Annotated in this window: 18 protein-coding genes; 3 read left to right on the top strand and 15 right to left on the bottom strand. The window is 32.8% G+C overall.

The genetic code is table 11. From position 1 onward, the window contains the following. The 3 genes from FGM02_RS12520 to FGM02_RS12530 are packed head-to-tail and all read left to right on the top strand — an operon-like array spanning window position 1 to window position 1,621. Window positions 1-468 carry a MaoC family dehydratase gene (locus FGM02_RS12520; RefSeq protein ID WP_139958724.1) on the top strand — a complete coding sequence of 156 codons (468 nt, stop codon included), beginning with the start codon at window positions 1-3 and terminating at the stop codon, window positions 466-468. Continuing rightward, entirely contained in the window at window positions 468-743 is a 276-nt protein-coding gene (locus FGM02_RS12525) for a hypothetical protein (protein WP_139958725.1), read from the top strand. The genes FGM02_RS12520 and FGM02_RS12525 overlap by 1 nt, the downstream gene beginning before the upstream one ends. A 44-nt stretch (window positions 744-787) precedes the next feature. Beyond that, entirely contained in the window at window positions 788-1,621 is an 834-nt protein-coding gene (locus FGM02_RS12530; protein WP_139958726.1) for a prohibitin family protein, read from the top strand. Window positions 1,622-1,646: 25 nt separating this feature from the next. Here the strand turns inward: FGM02_RS12530 and FGM02_RS12535 are convergent, their stop codons facing one another. The 15 genes from FGM02_RS12535 to FGM02_RS12605 all read right to left on the bottom strand — a co-directional run bounded on the left by FGM02_RS12535 (window position 1,647) and on the right by FGM02_RS12605 (window position 17,689). After that, window positions 1,647-2,876, bottom strand: coding sequence for a BaiN/RdsA family NAD(P)/FAD-dependent oxidoreductase (locus tag FGM02_RS12535; protein ID WP_139958727.1), 1,230 nt, complete (start codon window positions 2,874-2,876; stop codon window positions 1,647-1,649). 89 nt (window positions 2,877-2,965) lie between these two features. Continuing rightward, on the bottom strand, window positions 2,966-3,325 hold the full coding sequence (locus tag FGM02_RS12540; RefSeq protein WP_139958728.1) for a tRNA-binding protein: 360 nt from the start codon (window positions 3,323-3,325) through the stop codon (window positions 2,966-2,968). A gap of 11 nt (window positions 3,326-3,336) precedes the next feature. After that, window positions 3,337-3,828, bottom strand: a complete 492-nt coding sequence (locus FGM02_RS12545) for a MepB family protein (RefSeq protein ID WP_139958729.1) — start codon at window positions 3,826-3,828, stop codon at window positions 3,337-3,339. Window positions 3,829-3,981: 153 nt separating this feature from the next. Next, the gene (locus tag FGM02_RS12550) at window positions 3,982-4,797 is read right to left on the bottom strand and encodes a DUF6503 family protein (RefSeq protein WP_139958730.1); all 816 of its coding nucleotides are present in this window, start codon (window positions 4,795-4,797) and stop codon (window positions 3,982-3,984) included. 18 nt (window positions 4,798-4,815) lie between these two features. Beyond that, window positions 4,816-5,550, bottom strand: coding sequence for an SDR family oxidoreductase (locus FGM02_RS12555; protein WP_139958731.1), 735 nt, complete (start codon window positions 5,548-5,550; stop codon window positions 4,816-4,818). Between the two features lie 17 nt (window positions 5,551-5,567). Further along, complete coding sequence (locus FGM02_RS12560) at window positions 5,568-6,173, bottom strand: TetR/AcrR family transcriptional regulator (protein WP_139958732.1); 606 nt, start codon at window positions 6,171-6,173, stop codon at window positions 5,568-5,570. 171 nt (window positions 6,174-6,344) lie between these two features. After that, a complete protein-coding gene (locus tag FGM02_RS12565; RefSeq protein WP_139958733.1) occupies window positions 6,345-6,980 on the bottom strand; it encodes a DUF1801 domain-containing protein in 636 nt (211 codons plus the stop codon). A 31-nt stretch (window positions 6,981-7,011) separates the two neighbouring features. After that, the gene (locus FGM02_RS12570; RefSeq protein ID WP_166461176.1) at window positions 7,012-8,145 is read right to left on the bottom strand and encodes a putative porin; all 1,134 of its coding nucleotides are present in this window, start codon (window positions 8,143-8,145) and stop codon (window positions 7,012-7,014) included. 192 nt (window positions 8,146-8,337) lie between these two features. After that, window positions 8,338-8,949 (bottom strand): MarC family protein, encoded by a 612-nt coding sequence (locus tag FGM02_RS12575; RefSeq protein WP_139958735.1) that lies wholly within the window; start codon window positions 8,947-8,949, stop codon window positions 8,338-8,340. 1 nt (window position 8,950) lies between these two features. Further along, on the bottom strand, window positions 8,951-9,496 hold the full coding sequence (locus FGM02_RS12580; protein WP_394344442.1) for a DUF3124 domain-containing protein: 546 nt from the start codon (window positions 9,494-9,496) through the stop codon (window positions 8,951-8,953). A gap of 325 nt (window positions 9,497-9,821) precedes the next feature. Continuing rightward, complete coding sequence (locus tag FGM02_RS12585) at window positions 9,822-10,439, bottom strand: 2OG-Fe(II) oxygenase (protein WP_139958736.1); 618 nt, start codon at window positions 10,437-10,439, stop codon at window positions 9,822-9,824. A 222-nt stretch (window positions 10,440-10,661) separates the two neighbouring features. Further along, the gene (locus FGM02_RS12590; RefSeq protein WP_139958737.1) at window positions 10,662-13,247 is read right to left on the bottom strand and encodes a DUF6923 family protein; all 2,586 of its coding nucleotides are present in this window, start codon (window positions 13,245-13,247) and stop codon (window positions 10,662-10,664) included. 337 nt (window positions 13,248-13,584) lie between these two features. Further along, a complete protein-coding gene (yidC, locus tag FGM02_RS12595) occupies window positions 13,585-15,468 on the bottom strand; it encodes a membrane protein insertase YidC (protein WP_139958738.1) in 1,884 nt (627 codons plus the stop codon). A 92-nt stretch (window positions 15,469-15,560) separates the two neighbouring features. Next, window positions 15,561-17,180 carry a CTP synthase gene (locus FGM02_RS12600; RefSeq protein WP_139958739.1) on the bottom strand — a complete coding sequence of 540 codons (1,620 nt, stop codon included), beginning with the start codon at window positions 17,178-17,180 and terminating at the stop codon, window positions 15,561-15,563. A 131-nt stretch (window positions 17,181-17,311) separates the two neighbouring features. After that, window positions 17,312-17,689, bottom strand: a complete 378-nt coding sequence (locus tag FGM02_RS12605) for an Hpt domain-containing protein (protein ID WP_139958740.1) — start codon at window positions 17,687-17,689, stop codon at window positions 17,312-17,314. Between the last annotated feature and the right edge of the window lie 31 nt (window positions 17,690-17,720).

Here is a 17,720-nt window from a genome sequence, read left to right on the forward strand (position 1 = left end):
ATGGCGGCAGTTATTATCAATAGTTTTGACGAATACAAAACCTATGAAGGAAAAGAATTAGGTGTTTCTGAGTATTTGCAAATTACCCAAGAACAAATTAATAAATTTGCAGATGCTACTTTAGATCATCAGTGGATTCATTTAGATCAAGAAAAAGCAGAAAAAGAAAGTCCGTATAAAACAACCATTGCTCATGGTTATTTAACTTTGTCTATTTTACCTTATTTATGGGGACAAATAGTTGAGGTAAGAAATAACAAAATGATGGTGAATTATGGGATTGAAAACTTGAAATTTATTTCACCTGTATTGGTAGATAGTAAGTTGCGATTGAAAGCTTCTTTAAAATCTATTGTTGATTTAAGAGGAACTTCTAAAGCAGTATTAGACATTACCATTGAAATTGAAGGCCAAAGAAAAGCTGCAGTGAAAGCAGATATTATCTTTTTATACCACTTTATTAAGTAATGGAAACGGCTGTTCTAAAGCAACGTATTTTAGAAAATATCAAAGCCTTTAAGGTTTCTGATTTTTGTCCAGATGGAGGTTGGCCTAAATTCGATAATTTAGAGTTAATTGTGTATTCTCAGAAAGAGGAAGCTGGTTTTTTCATTTTTAATGTGGAATTAATTTACGACTGTGAAAAAGCAGGTTGCTGTTTTATTCCTGGAGCAGATAATCATACCCGTCTTCAAAAAAAGATAAAATTATCCGAAACTTCCTTTGAGGTTCTCAGTGAATAAGCTAACTAATGTGTACATTTGAGTAATTTTAAAAAATAGATACAATGAGTAATGGACAAATAGATTTTAAATTTCCAAAAGGTGGCGCAATGTTAATTATAATAGCCGTTGTGGGTGTTATTTTTTTCTCTAAAGCCACAGTAACAATAGGTTCTGGTGAAGCAGGGGTATTGTACAAAACTTTTGATGGAGGAGTTGTAACAGATGAACCTGCCTTAGGGGAAGGTTTTCATTTAGTAGCACCTTGGAATAAAGTAATAGTATATGAAGTTCGTCAACAAGAATTATTAGAAAAAATGAAAGTTTTGTCTTCTAATGGTTTGGATATTATTTTGGAAGTAACGGCATGGTACCAACCTGATGCTAGTCAAATTGGATTGTTACACCAGAAAAAAGGACAAAATTATTTAGACAGAGTAATAAAACCTTCTATTAGATCTGCTGCCAGAAGTGTTGTTGGACGTTATACTCCAGAACAAATTTATTCTAGTAAAAGAGATGCTATTCAAGATGAAATTTACGTAGAGACAAAAAGTATCTTAGACAAACAATTTGTTCAGTTAAATGAAGTTTTGGTTAGAGATGTAACTTTGCCTCCCACTATTAAAACGGCTATTGAAAAGAAATTGAAACAAGAACAAGAGTTTTTGGAGTATGAATTTACCATTCAAAAAGCACAAAAAGAAGCAGAGCGTCAAAGAATTGATGCAGAAGGAAAAGCAGCTGCCAACAGAATCTTAAATGCTTCTTTGACAGAAAATATTTTAAAAGAGAAAGGGATTCAAGCGACTGTAGAATTGTCGAAATCGGCAAATTCTAAAGTAATTGTAATCGGTTCTGGTAAAGGTGGAATGCCTATTATTTTAGGAAATAACTAGACTTTTATAAGTTTGGTTAAGGCGTTTAGAAATTTTTTGTGGAACGCGCTAAAATATTTTGAGCCACATGATAACCGGTAGCAAAACAAGCTTGTAACAAATAACCACCCGTTTGGGTGTCCCAATCAAACATTTCCCCAGCAATATATATGTTGGGGATTTTTTTTAGCGATAAATCCAAGTTTAATTCTTCTAGGGCAATTCCGCCAACTGTAGAAATTGCTTCTTCCATAGGTCGCAATCCACTGATTGGAATTTCCAACTTTTTTAACAATTCTACAAAACTAGTTGGATTCATATAATGTTCCTTCGAACTGAAATTTTTGATCAAGGCCAATTGTACTTTGTTCAAATTGAAAAGATACTTGTAATTTTTAGGCTTGGTGGTTGCCGTAATTTTTTGCTGTAATTCTTCTGCACTATTGAAAGGTTTTAAATCGATAAAAACAGAAGTACTAGAATTTTTATGTAAATTTTTTCTAACTTCTGCTGAAATAGGATATATCGCATTTCCTTCCAATCCATAGGTGCTTATAAGGGCTTCTCCTTTTACGAGTTTGTTATTGCATGTTATCGTAATGTTTTTCAAAGGAAATCCTTCAAACTGCTCTAAAAACTCTTTTTGTAAGGAAGTACAAATAATTCCACAGTTAGAAGCTTCAAAAGGAATTGTTTGAATGGCATTCTTTTCAAAGGAAGTCAACCAATCTCCTTTAGAACCTGTTACCGACCAAGAAGCTCCGCCCAATGCAAAAATGCATGTTTCAAAAGGAATACTCATTTTTTTTTGCTGATGAATAAAATGAATTTGCTCTTTGTTGAAATCGATAAATTCGTGTTCAAAATGTAGTTGGACTTTTTGTGCCAACATTTTATTTTTTAAGGCATTTAAAACCTCAATAGGTTTGATTCCTTTCTCTGGGAAAATTCTTCCACTAGAGCCAACATACGTAGGGATGCCTAAATATTTCAACCATTTTACGGTGGCAGTGCTGTCAAATTTTTTCAGTATCGGTTCTAAGAAATTTTGCGGACTGTATTTTTCGAATAAGCTTTTTTCTGTGGCACTATTGCTTAAATTGAAACCTCCTTTTCCGGCCACTAAAAATTTTCTTCCTAAGGTTTTTCCTTTTTCAAATACATGGACTTCATGGGTCTTGCTTAACTCAATGGCAGCCATCATTCCTGCAGGACCTCCGCCTATGATGAGAATTTTTTTTAGGGAAGAAGTGGAATGAGTTTTATTTTGTAGCATGAATTGTATTTAGATAAAACAAAAATAGAAATATTTATGCTTGTTCTAACTTTGAAAAGACACTATGTTGAAATAAAACAAAGACTTAATTAAGCAATTCTTGTTCCGTTGGCGACTTTTCTTTCGGGTGAAATGATGGTGATTTCTTGTTCCGCTTCTACAGCACCTAAAACAAGACATTCGCTCATCATATTCGCAATTTGTTTTGGAGGAAAATTGACCACTGCCAGTACTTGTTGACCAATTAAATCTTCGGGGGTATAGCGTTTGGTAATTTGTGCTGAGGTTTTGCGTTTTCCTAAAGGTCCAAAATCGAGTAGCATTTTATAAGCAGGATTTTTGACTTCTAAAAATTCTTCAGCTGAAATGATGGTTCCTACTCTTAATTCAACTTTCATAAAATCATTCCAATTTAGGATTTCATTTGTAGTTGGCTCTTGATTTTTCATTTATTTCGTTTTTATTGAGCGTATAATTTTTTGATTGCAGACAAGTTTAAAGAAGTGTTTATTTCATAAAAGTAATGCAACTGCCAAGCTTGTGTTTTTTGTGCTTGTTTATTGTTGGTTATATTCCAACCAGGATAAACTCGAAAGGCTCTTTTTCCTTCTTTTTTGGAAGTCGAAATAATTCCATGCTTTATGAGAATTGCCTTTGGAAAAACAAACTGTCCTACTTGTGTTGCTGTTTGAACATTTACAACATAAAAATCTAGAGAGTCTGTTTCATTATATGGAGCAATAACTCCGCTTTTATCTCGTTTCCAAAAAGTAACAAACTGACCCGTTTTTGTTGGAGTAATTTTTGCATTTCTACAAATAACGGAGCGCCCGCTAAGTTGAAATTGACATGCAGCATATGCTTTACTTTCAATTTCGGTGGTAAAATTGGTCAAGACGAGTCCACAATTATTGTAAACTTTTTCTTGGATCTGACTTAGTATTTTATTCATACAATAACGAATCTCATTTTTTTATGCGAGCAACTTTTAGTTTGATAATGGAAGCAACGAATGTACTAATAAAAAAGAAATTCCAAAAAGTAATAAAGCCGACCTTAAAAGGGTCGGCTATAATTAGTGAAATCTGATGTATGAGGTATAATATTATTTTTTAAAATCTTCTCGTTTTAAACCATTGTTGAATTTAATATTTGTCCAATTTACATAAATCCATGGACTGTCACTGACTTCTGCACTCCAAGTAGATTTTTTGTACTGACGTTTTGTAGGTATTAAAAGATTTTCAATTTTTTCATATTCTAGTTGCATCAAAAAAGGTGTTTCTATAACTCCAAAATCGGCAACAGTAAATAAAAATTGATCGATTAACTGTGTTTCTTTATTGATGTACAATTGGTAAATGTCCGTAGGTTTGTCATCAGTTGATGTAAAGCTTATTTTAACAATATTGTAAGCTTTCTCATCAATTGTTTTTTCTCCTAAAAATTCATAATTCACTCCTGGATCTAATAATTTTTGAAGCATCGTAAACCAATAAAAATTGGTAGGTCTGCTAAATTGAGCTCTTTTTAAACTTTTAGGGTCTGTTTGTAGTTCGTTGTTGTTTTTTACCCAAAATTCTTTTCCATCGTAACTTTGTTCAATAGCTCCTTCTAATTCAGGTAAAGTTCTTTGGTGTTGGTGATACTTAGCGTACGATAATTCCCCATCAAAAATATATTTTTCTGTAGAAATATCTGTTTTACCATCGGGAGTAGTGTAGGTATAGGTGTACACCACGTCTTTGTGTTTTAATAGTGCCGCATAATTCCCTGCTTTTTCTACCATTTTATACACCAATTCGTGTCCTTTATTGGTGAAAACAGGGGCTGTTTTTTTTGCTGTATTTGATTGGTTTTTGTTGCCGCAAGACAAAAATAAGATGCTTAAGGAAAGCGCTGCAATTTGAGTTAATTTCATGAGGGATATTTTATTAATTTATATAAGGGCACCATTGGCACCAATTACTTGTCCGGAAATCCATTTTGATTCTTCGCTAGCTAAAAATAACACTACATTGGCAATGTCAATAGGTTTGGCCAATCTGTTAAAGGCATTCATAGCACTTAATTTGTTAATCGTTTCTTCCGATTTTCCTTTTAAAAACAAATCTGTTTCTGTGGCACCAGGAGCCAAGGCGTTGACCGAAATTCCTCTTCCAATTTCTTTAGAAAATACACGTGTCATTTGCTCTACGGCAGCTTTTGTAGCAGAATACAAAGCATAAGTTGGAAACATTAATTTGACCGTACTAGATGAAATGTTTATGATATTTCCATGGTCTGCTAATTTAGCATCGGCTTCTTGTAAAGTGTTAAAAACCCCTTTTACGTTTACGTCAAACTGACTTGAAAAATCTTCTTCTGTATTGTCTTTTAATTTTTTTGAAATCATGATACCAGCATTGTTGACCAATACATGTACCTTGCCATAAGCAGCAATAGTTTTGTCAAATAAAGCGGTTACTTCTTCTCGCTTGCTAACATCGGCTTTGATGGCTAAAGCTTTTCCTCCATTTTCACGAATACTTGCGACAACCTCTCGTGCTTCCGTTTCACTATTGGAATAATTAACGACCACAGTTGCACCATTTTTAGCCAAAAGTTGGGCAATTTCTTTGCCTATTCCTTTGGAAGCACCGGTGACAATAATGACTTTGTTTTCTAACTTCATGAAGTGTTTTATATAAATTATTGTTTTTTTAATTGTTGTAAGAACAGCTTGAGTCCTAAAAGATAATCCTCAAGTATACCATCGTCAGTGTACACTTTTCGAATTCCTCTAATCCCCTCAAAAGCACTTATTAAATAGATTGCGACTGCGCTACTTGAAATGTTTTTTTGAATAGAATTTTCCAGTTTACCTCTTTCAATTAAAGTTATCAAAGCTGATTTCCAAGTTTCTATTATGTCTTTTAATGCAGTTTGATAGGAAGGCTCGTAATCGCCAATTTCATTGATAAAATTATTTAACGGACAGCCATGAAGTTTCGAGTAGGTAGGAAAAGATTTGATACGATTTAAAAAAGTATTTTCTAATATTTCAAGAGCATCTCCTTTATTAGATAAGGGTAAAATCATCGCATCGGTAACTCTCTTTTTTAATTTTTGAGAGATAATTTCTAGGCCTAATTCTTTTTTTGTTTTGTAATGGTAATAGAAAGCGCCTTTGGTAAGACTGGTCGTTTCCATGATATTATTGATGCTGGTGGCTTTAAAACCATTTTCGTAAAATAGTTTAAAAGCGCTCTCTAGAATTTGTTGTTTGGAGAGTTCCGATTTTACTTCTTGTTGCATGTAGCAAACTTATAAAAAAATACCACCCTGAATGTTTTTAAAATGTTAACATCATCATAAAAAAGAAATGAAATTTTGTGAGTGCTAACACGATTATAAAATGATTGATTAGTTGATGTTGTAGTAAGGAAGCAGCGATTTTATGAGTTCAAAAAAATAGGATTCTTGGTGTTATTTGTAATTGTGAGATCCATCACAATTTGGCATTTTTTTAGAGAGACCGCAGGTACAGTCGTTTATACCTTTTCCAGACATAATTCTTTCCGTGTATTTTTCAATTCTTGCTGTTCGTGTTTTAGCTTGTTTTGCTCCTGTAAAGTGTAAAATATAGCCTCTTCTTCTTCCGGGAGTTAATTTTTCAAACGCCGATTCAAATTTTTGGTTTGTAGAGAATTTTGTGAGTAATTCTTTAGGATATTCAAGTGGCTCATTTGCTTCAATAATTAGTTTAGCATCCGATTTCTCCAAGGCTATGGCTTCTAAAATGTATTTTTTGATAAGCGCTTGCCTTTTTATGATTTGATGGATATTTCTGAAAGAAATTTTTCTAGGGATTTTGGTGTTAGAACCAATTTTTTCAAGAATTTTCCCCGAATCTTTTAAAAAAGCGCCTTTAAAAAATGTAAGTGTACAGTGCTTTTTTAAACGGCCTAGCAATACAATGTTTTTGTTGTTTAGGCTGTAACAAGGATTTCGCCATTTGATTTGTTCTGTCAAACCACAGCTAAGAATGATTTTCCGTAGTGCCGTTAATTCTTCTTGCCATTGGTCGGTTTTTTCTAAATACTCATCTACGTTTATGTCCATTTTGGTTAAATTTATAGGTTAGTTTTTACTTTTAAAATCCGATATTAAAATCAACACGTATTCTATTCCCGGTTTCTTGTGTGGTTCCAAGTGTTTTTATTTGTGAGACATTGAAGCATCTCATTTTTATATTTGTGTTTTTACTAAGTGCATAACCTGTCATGATTTCTAAACCTTTAAAATTGGTCAATCTTCCATCTGGTGACGCATCTGAAGAGTAATCCCAGCGAGCCCAGTCATTTTGAGCAAAGAAATCAACAGCTGCAAAGCGTTCTAAATAACTATGTGTAAATTGTAGTTTCCAATCTCCCTTCTTTTTTAATTGCCCCAAGCCAATACTAGAAACATACCCTTTCTTTTGGTTTTTATAGACAGATTCAATGGCATTGTTACTGTCTAGATCCTCTAAGTTATGGTAAAAATCAAAACCAGCGACTATTTTAGGAGATTGATTTAATAGTAATTGGGTTCCTAAGTGCAGGATTTTATAATCCATTACAAAGGTTTCGCTTCCATCAGGAATGTTTGGCATATTTTTAAAATAATAGAAGGAAGGGAAAAATTTGAGTCTGTTTTGCCAATGTGTACTTACAAGCTGAAAAGCTTCAAAATAGCGATCCTTAGCTAAGGATGTACCTTGACTAGCTACGATAAAATGCCCTGTGTTAATTTGTAAAGATTGCAAGAACTTCGAATCAAAATTAAATTTTCCTTTTAATGAAACTCCTTCAGGAAAAACATTATCACTCCAAAACAGTTCATTTTGTTTTTCAAAAGGAAATGTATTTTTACCTACCCAAGCAGAGAACCAATGATACTTGAAATTTGCAAAGGCCTTTTCAAAAGAAATAGGCAAAGTTCCAAATTCTTTAGATCCATCACCGAGTGTTAATTGCGGATCTTGTTGCTTGTTAACGGCTCCGGTTCGTAATCTCATTCCAAAATTAACCCAATTTGTATGTGTATAAGTAAACCCGAATCGCGCGCGGTATCGCAGCCTAGTTCTGTCTTCTCGATAGCTTCCGTCTGTTTTTTTTGAATCCCAGTCTTGTTCTACTCGAAACCTGAAATCGCCAGTAAAGGAAAGTTTTTTTGTTGTATTGGTGTTTTGTGCTGTTAGGTATAAAGGGAAAAGAATGAGCAGCAGGATGTGTACTTTTTTCAAATTGTTAAGCAGTTTTTAGTTTTTGATAATTAAGGAGATAGACAGGTGTTTTCGTGGTTAATGAAAACAACAGTTTTTTAATTAAAAACTAAAGTTAGCAATTTTATTTTAAAGTGCAATTTGAAGCTCGGTGAATTCTTTAGTGCTAAGAATTTCTAAGAAATGTAAGTGATACAATTAGATCACCTTTGCTTAGGTATTTTTAAAAAAATGTACCAATCCAGTTAGTATACTTTGAACCGCATAGGAAGCTAATATAAGTCCCATTATTTTACTAATTACCGTTATTCCATAACTTCCTATTCTTTTTTGCAAATGGCTTGCGCCAAGTAAAATAAGACAAGTGATACCAATTATGAGCAAAACCAAAATAGTGGTTATTGTTTGTTGCTGAATGCTGTAAAGGTGATTGTCGGTCATTAATACCACCGCCATAATTGCTCCAGGAGAAGCTATTGAAGGAATGGCAATTGGAAAAATAGTAACATGCTTATAATCAGAAATATTATTTTTTTCATGTTCGGGTTTTCCATCACCAAAAATCATAGTTAAAGCAAATAGAAAAAGAATTACACCACCAGAAATTTGAAAAGCGTCTAATGAAACGGCCATTCCTTCTAAAATTAATTGTCCGATAACAATAAAAAATAAGAGGATCATAAAGGCAATAATGGAAGCACGAATGGCAATTTTCTTTTTATGAAGACTGTCAAATTCTTTGGTAGCTTCCAAATAAACAGGAATAGAACCTATGGGATCAATTACTGCGAAAATAAAAAAAAGGGTGGTTATAAATTCAGCCATATTATTTGATGCGCACTGCTTGTGTTGTAAATGAAAGTCCTTGTTGTCCCATGGTAGAATTCATAATTCCTTCAAATAAAGGTTGCGGACAGTTTTTCGGAATTTTCCATTCAAAAATAAAATTAGATCCTGTTCCTCCAGAAACATCAATTTCATTGATAATGATTTCTGTTGTTTCCATGGGTTTTAAAAAGATAGGCTGTTCAAAATATTTTCTTATTGAAGTACCATGTGTGTCAAAATACTCGGCTTTTAAAATATAAATAGTATCAACATCACTCGTGTTTCTTAGGCTAATCATGGCAGTTAAGTTGTGAGTTTTGTGTTCCGTAGTACTATATATTTGTGAATAAATAGATAAGTAAGATTTTCCATATTCTAGAGAATCTTTATCATTAATATGTGCAATCCGTTTTGACCAGTTTTCAGGATTGATAGAACTTTCTTCTCTTTTAACATTACAACTGAACACAAGTAACAAAAGAAATAATGAAATAGAACTTAATTTCATTTGGCTAGAAAGTATTGAGCTTAATTTTTTGTTCATGTTTTCATTCAGATTTTAGTCAACTTAAAAGTTGCGTTGTTTGAATAGGGTAGTACCGTTATTAAATTTCTTAGCGCAAAGATACTAATTCTACAATTTTAGTAGCTATTTATGTCATTTGCTTCCAAATAAATAGTGTCAACTAATTTTAGCAGTATTTTTATTTTTTTAAAGAAATGCACTTTGTCTTAAATGAAAAAATCAACTTGTTTTGATGGATCGCATAAAAGAAAATAATCTAAAGGCAAGATACCTTTTTTGAAGGAAAGCTTAGAAATATTCTTGTTAAAGTATTTTTTTTGACTTTTAAACGAGATTGACTTACTTAGTTTTTCAACCAAGTTGCAATACTTCTTCGTTCTCTCGTTAAGGAGGCGTGAACCTCATGTTCCATTTGATCGCTTCTAAATAAAACAATTTTTCCTCCTAAAGGAAGGATGTTAATACTGTCCTTGTTTTTAGGATATAGAGATAAAATTCCTCCATCTTTTTCTTCCCAGTTATTGTTTAAATATAAAACAATAGAAAATTGTCGGCCTTTTTCATTTTTAAATTGATCTATATGGCGTTTGTAAAAACTATTTTTTTCATAATTGGCATAGTGACTTTCAAAATTGCGAATAGCTGTAAAGCAAGTTTTGTTTAAGTATAGAATGAAATTTTCTAATTTCTTTAAATAAAGGATTTCAAAAGGATTGGTGCTTTTTTCTGCAATCCAATTAATTTTATCACCTCTAATTTTTTTGTTTTTTTTATACGTGATACTCGTACCAATTCCTGAAGGTTTCATTTTTCCAACACTGTTTAAACGATCAATATTTTGGCTTAAACCTTTTATTGTACTTGGTAATATAAAATTATTGCAAATACCATAATCGTTGGCAATAAGTCCTTGAATAAGTTCTTCAAATTGAAGTTGTTCTTGAATTTCCTCAGCATTCATATGTAAATCGTTTAGTGTTTATCCTAAACGTATTATGTATACAAAGAGGGCCGCCAAAGAACGATTAATTTTATGAGATTTCACTACTTTTTAAAGGGAATGATTTCTTTGCTTTTTTGTCTGATTTTAGCTGGTTTTTTGTGCTTTTTAGGAGTTTATTAGAAAAAAAAGAGCAAAAGAATTCATCTTTTGCTCTTTGATAATAGTTGGGTTATAGCTTTTTTATTCAATAAGTAATTTGATAGCCTTATAAGGTGTGACAGAACTTTTAATTTTACAGAAATACAATCCTGAAGCTAAAGATGCTTTGTTAAATTGAATTTCATTTTTACCAGAAGTAGCCTTAAATTCTTGTTGATTGACAAGGGCTCCTAATTGATTGTAAACTTCTAATAGAACAGTTTCTGATTGTGCAGCTGTAAATTGAATTTGAGTACTTAGAGCCATTGGATTAGGAACGGCAATTGGTTGATTCACTCCATTTTCACCATTAATAGCTGCGACAGACAACTCCGTATTTGTTGAAAAACGCAACTGCTGTAAATCCATTTGTTTAATTTCTTCAACACCTTCTTCTGAAAGCATGGTAAATACAATAGAAGTTACATCGTTTACTTCAATGCTTTCCCCTGTAATCGATTCAAAATCGGATAACAATATACTATAGCCCTTCAAATTTTCTGTTAAGTCGATTGTTGTTTTATATTGAGATTCCCAATCGCTAACGCTCTCTTTGACCAATCTAATAATTAAACTTCCTGTTCCTTTTGCTTTTAATTGCAGGCTGTTGTAGCTAGAAAAATCTAAGGGAATAAATTTAGGTGTTAAGGCTCTAAAGGCAGCAATATAGTCACTTGTTGTAGCGGTTAATGAAATGTTTCTTTCCACTGGGTATTCTCCGTCTTTAAATTCTTCTTCACTAATATTTACTTCATATTTAGTGACAGTAGTACTTGCAGCGGCATCATCATAACCCCAAGGTCCATCTGACATAAATAAATCATCTGGTGTTTCAATTCCATCACCAATTCTAAAACCAATATCAAATAAACTACCAGCATCTACTTCAATATTAGAAATATAATTTCCTTCTAAATCAATACTTGTATTCACATTTTCTACAATAGCTGTTTCTGTAGCGCGCACACCTCCGTCAAAAACAACGGTATTGCTTCTATTCGTATTTACAATTTGCAAATCTAATTTACCATTGTGGTAGTTTCCTTTTCTTACAAATACAGTTGGTGGTGTAGAATTTGTATAGCTTGTTACTGGCTTTTTCGCATCTAACAAATTCACAACTTCTTCTCCTAAATTTAATAAATCATCTAAAGAATTAGACCATATTTGAAAATTGTAGTATGGAATATTCTGTTCGTATTTGTCCAAGTTCCAGTGACTTTCAATTCCAAAATTAGCATTGTCGTTAATTGACTTTGCAGACAAGCTTAAAATAAATTCTAAAGAACCATCTATATTACGGATCAATGTTTTTATGAATTTTTGTTCTCTTATTTCTATAGTAGAAACTGAAATAAGTTGTGCGCCTAATAATCGATCGCAAATATATTTTGTATGCTCGTACACCCCATCTTCAGTTTTTAGTAATAATACCGAAGCAACGGCTTTGTTATTTCGAATATAATCTACCGAATATAAATCGGTAGCATTGGTAATGTCTAATAAATCTCTAGGAGATGATTCAATTACAGAATCTTCGTTGATAACTTCCAAAGGTATAAAATCAGACAATTGAATTTCTTCATTGGCGGAAGATGATTTTCCGTAACGTGAAGATTTTAAGAATTTTTTTGCTGATTTTTTATCGAATTTATAATTGTTTTTAGCGCGCTTAAAATTTCGTTGACTGATAAGTTGAGACAATCTATTGTTACTTTCTAATCCACCAGAATTGGCAGTAGAAGTAGGTGCTTCAATTACAGGACAAGCAGCATAGCCAGAACAAGAAGGATCTTCACAATCAATCAATCCATCACCGTCATCGTCAATTCCATTGGTACAGTCTTCTTGTGGTACAGGTGCGGTTGGACAGCGAGCTCCGTCATTACTTGAACTTGAAGGACCGAAAGCAAATAAATTTGATTCCATTTCATTAGCTCCAGTTAAGTCTTGTACATTTTGAATTACATAAATAGTCCCTGATTGGTTAGCAGATACATAAAAACGACCCGATGCATCAAAATAAACAGCACCATAGGTATATTTTAGTCCTGCTAAAATTGGAACTACTCCTAAAGATTGTACATTTCCATTACTTGGATCAATACGATATAAAATATTAGTCGATTTTTCGACAGTATACAACTGACCGTCTACCGCATTAAAAGCCCAATCATGAACGTTTATAGATGTAGACAAAGTTTCTGTAGACATGTATTTGGCATAGTTTTCAGACTCAGGATCTAGGTTTATTTTGTAATAAGTAGCTCCACCAGATTTTAGGTAGTAAATTCCTTCAGCACTTACATCACCCACATAACGACTTCCTGTAGGTAACTCTTCAATATAATAAGTGGTGGTTTTAAAATCTTTACCAATTCTTACAATGGTTTTATCTGGAGATTTTAAATAACCCCAAATAAATCCATCTGCAGGATTGTATCCTGTTGCGTTTATACTTCCTGGAGTTACATCCGTAGCAACGGTGTAGGCATTTCCTGAAGCTAGGTCAATAGCGTATACATCGTTGTATTGGAATAAGTAGGCGTTGTAGTCGCAATTAAATGGAGTGTCTTGTGCTTGAACACTCAAGCTAAATAAAACTAAAAGTTGTAAGAATCTTTTCATAATAAATATTTTATGTAACAAAAGTAGGGGCTAAGCAGGTGTTTTATTTTAATTATTCGCTAAATAAATGCTAAGTGTAGACTAATGGTACAAATTGATAGTTAACTGTTTTAGGCAATTTTTACAATACTGCTTTTTTATTTCAGAATTGGTCTTACTAAGATAATATGTTTTTAGTAGAGTGCAATTAGAGTAGATGTTTTTATTTTAGTCTTAAAATATTGCTGTTCTAGGTGTTGTAGTCCGTTTTTACCCCTAGGTTATTAGATAAAATGAGGGCATAAAAAAAGCGAAATTCAATAAGTTGAATTTCGCTTTTTTAAATATGAAAAGAAATTTATTTTTTCTTTTGTGTTTTTTGTTGCTCTTGAGCTTGTTTCATTGCTTCGTCCATACGAGCTCTGAATTTACTTTTTTTCTTTTCAGGGCGTTTTTTGTTTTCCTGAATTTGAGCATGAATTTTATCTTCATCAATAATGAAATTTTTAATCACTAACATAATAGTAATTGTCAATAAGTTAGAGATAAAATAGTACAAACTCAATCCTGCTCCATAAGAGTTAAAGAAAACCAACATCATGATAGGAGATAAGTACATCATCATTTTCATCATCTTTTGCATGTCAGGCATACCTTCTTGTGCTGGTTGCTGCATGTTCATTTGTTGACTTTGACTCATACGCATGTAAAAGAAGATAGCTACAGATGCCAAGATTGGAAACAAACTGATATGATCTCCATACATTGGAATGTTAAAAGGCAATTTGTAAATAGAATCATAAGAAGACAAATCGTCTGCCCATAAAAATCCTTGTTGACGTAAATCTATAGCACTTGGGAAAAAACGGAACAAGGCAAAGAATACGGGCATTTGTAACAATGCAGGAATACATCCGGCCATCATACTTACCCCAGCTTTACGTTGTAAGGCCATCGTTTCTTGTTGACGCTTCATTGCGTTTTCTTTTCCTGGAAGTCTGTCATTGATCTCTTGCATTTCCGGTTTTAACACCTTCATTTTAGCACTAGATAAATAAGATTTGTAGACCAATGGAGACATAAATATACGAACTACAACAGTCATTAAAATAATGATCAAACCATAGTTAGACATAAAACCTCCTAAGAAATTAAACAAAGGAATAAAAGCATGTTGATTGATCCAACCAAAAATACCCCAACCCAATTCAATTACATTTTCAATTCCTTTATCGTACGCTGCTAAAGCAGAATAATCATTAGGACCTAAGTACAAGTTAAAGTTGTAATTCAACTCGCCACCATTTAAAGCTAAAGGAGCTTGTACAGTGAAGGCTTTTGTTTGTAAAGAATCCGTAGCTTCGTCTTGAAATAAGGTTTCAGAACTTAATTTAGCTGTTTTAAAAGGCGTGTCTGATAATAATATTACAGAAAAGAAATGTTGTTTAAAGGCAAACCAATCTACATTCGATTCTTCTTCTAAGTCTTCACCTGCAATAGACAAGTCGTCCATCTTCCCATCTTCTTTTTCATAGTACAAAGCCGTGTTTTGGTTTTCGTACTTGATACTTTTTTCATGACGGAAAGCTGTTAGATTGAAATCTAAAGTCACAGGATTGGCACTGTTAATAACAGAACTTAATCCACTAGAACGAACGGTAAAACCAACCATAGGATCGTTTGGTTTCAATTCATAACGGTATTCTAAAAACTCATTTTCAGAAACTTTTAATTTCAAAGATAAAATATCGTTGGCTCCATTTTTAGATAGAGAAGGTTGAAAAACTAAATCTTTGGTATTAAAAATTCTATTACTTGTTGTACCAAAACTGATATTAAAGGAAGCATTGGCTTCTTTAATTAAATACAATGGCAATTTGTTATGTGTTTCAAAGTTTTTTACCAAAGCCTCTGTAATTTGAGCACCCTTGTTGGCAAAAGTTAATTTTAAAACTTCATTTTCTAAAACCGTAGTTCCATTTTCTTCAACAGCTAAAGAAGCAGAATAGGCAAAATTACCTAAACGTTGTTGTGCTTGTGCAAAAGCCAAAGAGTCTGAAGCAATGGCATTTGAATTAATTGTATTAGAAATAGGGGCTTCTTCGGATGCTTTTACAGCTTCCGTAGTTTGTGCAGGAGTTTCTTCAGGTTCTGGTTGGTTTGTATACATAAACCAAAGCATGATTGCTCCTAGTAGTAAAAATCCAATTATGGAATTGGCGTCAAATTTTTTTTCTTCCATTGTAGTTATTTCAAGATTTCTCTTTTTTTTCTTTTGAAATTAAGCTTTCAAAGCTAGTTAAAATCTCTTTATTTAATTGTGTTTCAGTGAATTTATGATTGTTTTAACGAATACTTCAAACTAGCATCTACAAAATCTAAAAATAATGGATGTGGGTTTAGTACGGTACTCTTATATTCTGGGTGGTATTGTACTGCCACGAACCAAGGATGATCTTCAACTTCCACAATTTCTACCAATCCTGTTTTAGGGTTAACACCTGTAACTTTTAATCCGGCATCTGTTAATTGTTTTCTATATACGTCGTTAAATTCATAACGATGTCTGTGTCTTTCAGAAATTAAGTCAGAACGATACGCTTCTTTTACTTTTGAGTTTTCTGTAAGTTGACAGTCCCAAGCACCTAAACGCATGGTTCCCCCTTTTTCCGTTACGTCTTTTTGGTCTTCCATTAAATTGATCACAGGATTTGGACAGTTTTCATCCATTTCCAAAGAACCTGCATCTTTAATACCGACAACGTTTCTTGCAAATTCAATAACGGCCATTTGCATCCCTAAGCAAATTCCGAAAAATGGAATTTTATTTTCTCTGGCAAAACGTACCGCATCAACTTTTCCTTCTGTACCTCTAGTACCAAAACCTGGAGCAACTAAAATACCATCTAAGCCATGTAGTTTTCTTGGAATATTTTCTAAAGTTAAGTCTTCAGAATGGATCCATTGAATTTTTACTTTCACTTCATTGGCAGCACCTGCATGTATAAAAGCTTCTGAAATAGATTTGTAGGCATCATGTAATTCTACATATTTACCAATCAAACCAATTTTTACTTTGTTTTTCGGACTTTTATGTTTGTCTAAAAACTTATTCCAAGCTACTAATTTAGGTTGATCATTGTCGCACAAATCTAATTTTTTCAAAACTACTTTGTCCAAACCTTCATAGAACATTAAGTTGGGTACGTCGTAAATTGTTTCTGCATCCAAAGAAGAAATTACATCTTCTTTTTTAACATTGCAAAACAAGGCTAGTTTACGTTTGATATCATCAGATATTTTATGCTCTGAACGACAAACTAATATATCCGGACTTACACCACTTTGCATTAACATTTTTACAGAGTGTTGTGTCGGTTTTGTTTTTAATTCTCCAGCAGCAGCTAAAAAAGGAATTAAGGTTAAGTGTATTACAATAGCATTGTTATCACCCAATTCCCATAATAATTGACGAACAGATTCCACATATGGCAAAGATTCAATATCACCAACAGTACCACCTATTTCGGTAATTACAACATCGTAATCACCCGTTTTACCTAAAATTTGGATACGTTCTTTAATTTCATTGGTAATATGAGGAATTACCTGAACTGTTTTTCCTAAAAACTCTCCTTTACGTTCTTTGTCAATTACAGATTGGTAAATTCTACCTGTAGTCACATTGTTAGCTTGTGAAGTAGGAATATTTAAAAAACGCTCGTAATGACCTAAGTCTAAATCTGTTTCTGCTCCATCATCGGTTACATAACATTCTCCGTGCTCATACGGATTTAATGTCCCCGGGTCAATATTGATATACGGATCTAACTTTTGAATAGTTACTGAGTATCCTCGTTCTTGAAGTAATTTAGCTAGAGAAGCGGCAATAATACCCTTCCCAAGTGATGAAGTTACGCCTCCTGTTACAAAAACGTATTTGGTGTTTTTCATTGTTCTTAGGTTTTGGCAAAAATACTAACTCTATTTTAGTTGACAAACCAAAAGATTGTAAATTTTAGAGAATTTATGAGACCTTTAAAAAGAAGTGAATTTTAAAAGTATTCTATAGCTTAAAACACAGTTTATTTTGTGTTTTTTAGTTGCGCTAATAATTTTTCATATTCTTTATAGGACATTTCATATATGGGAAGCGATTTTTCGAACAAAGCAGAAATAGTTTCTATTTTTTCATGGGTTCTAGCCATTGTTTCAATTTCACTAAATTCTTGATGAAGCCGAACGCCCATAGTTGAAAAAGTAGATTTTAAAAAATGCGTTGCTTCTTTAATCTGTAGGTGGTTAGCTTCACTAATTGCACTTTTAATAAGGGCTATTTTTTCTGGAGTTTGTTCTAAAAAAACAGCAATTAATTGTATCTGTAAATCGGTTTCTCCTTGAAAACCTTCATTTAAAAGATTTAAATCTACAATTGTACTGTGTAGTATTTGACTTTTATGCATAAATTTGTTCTATTAATGGGATAAAGTTAAA

The sequence above is a fragment of the Flavicella sediminum genome (assembly GCF_006381105.1).
Lineage (GTDB): Bacteria > Bacteroidota > Bacteroidia > Flavobacteriales > Flavobacteriaceae > Flavicella > Flavicella sediminum.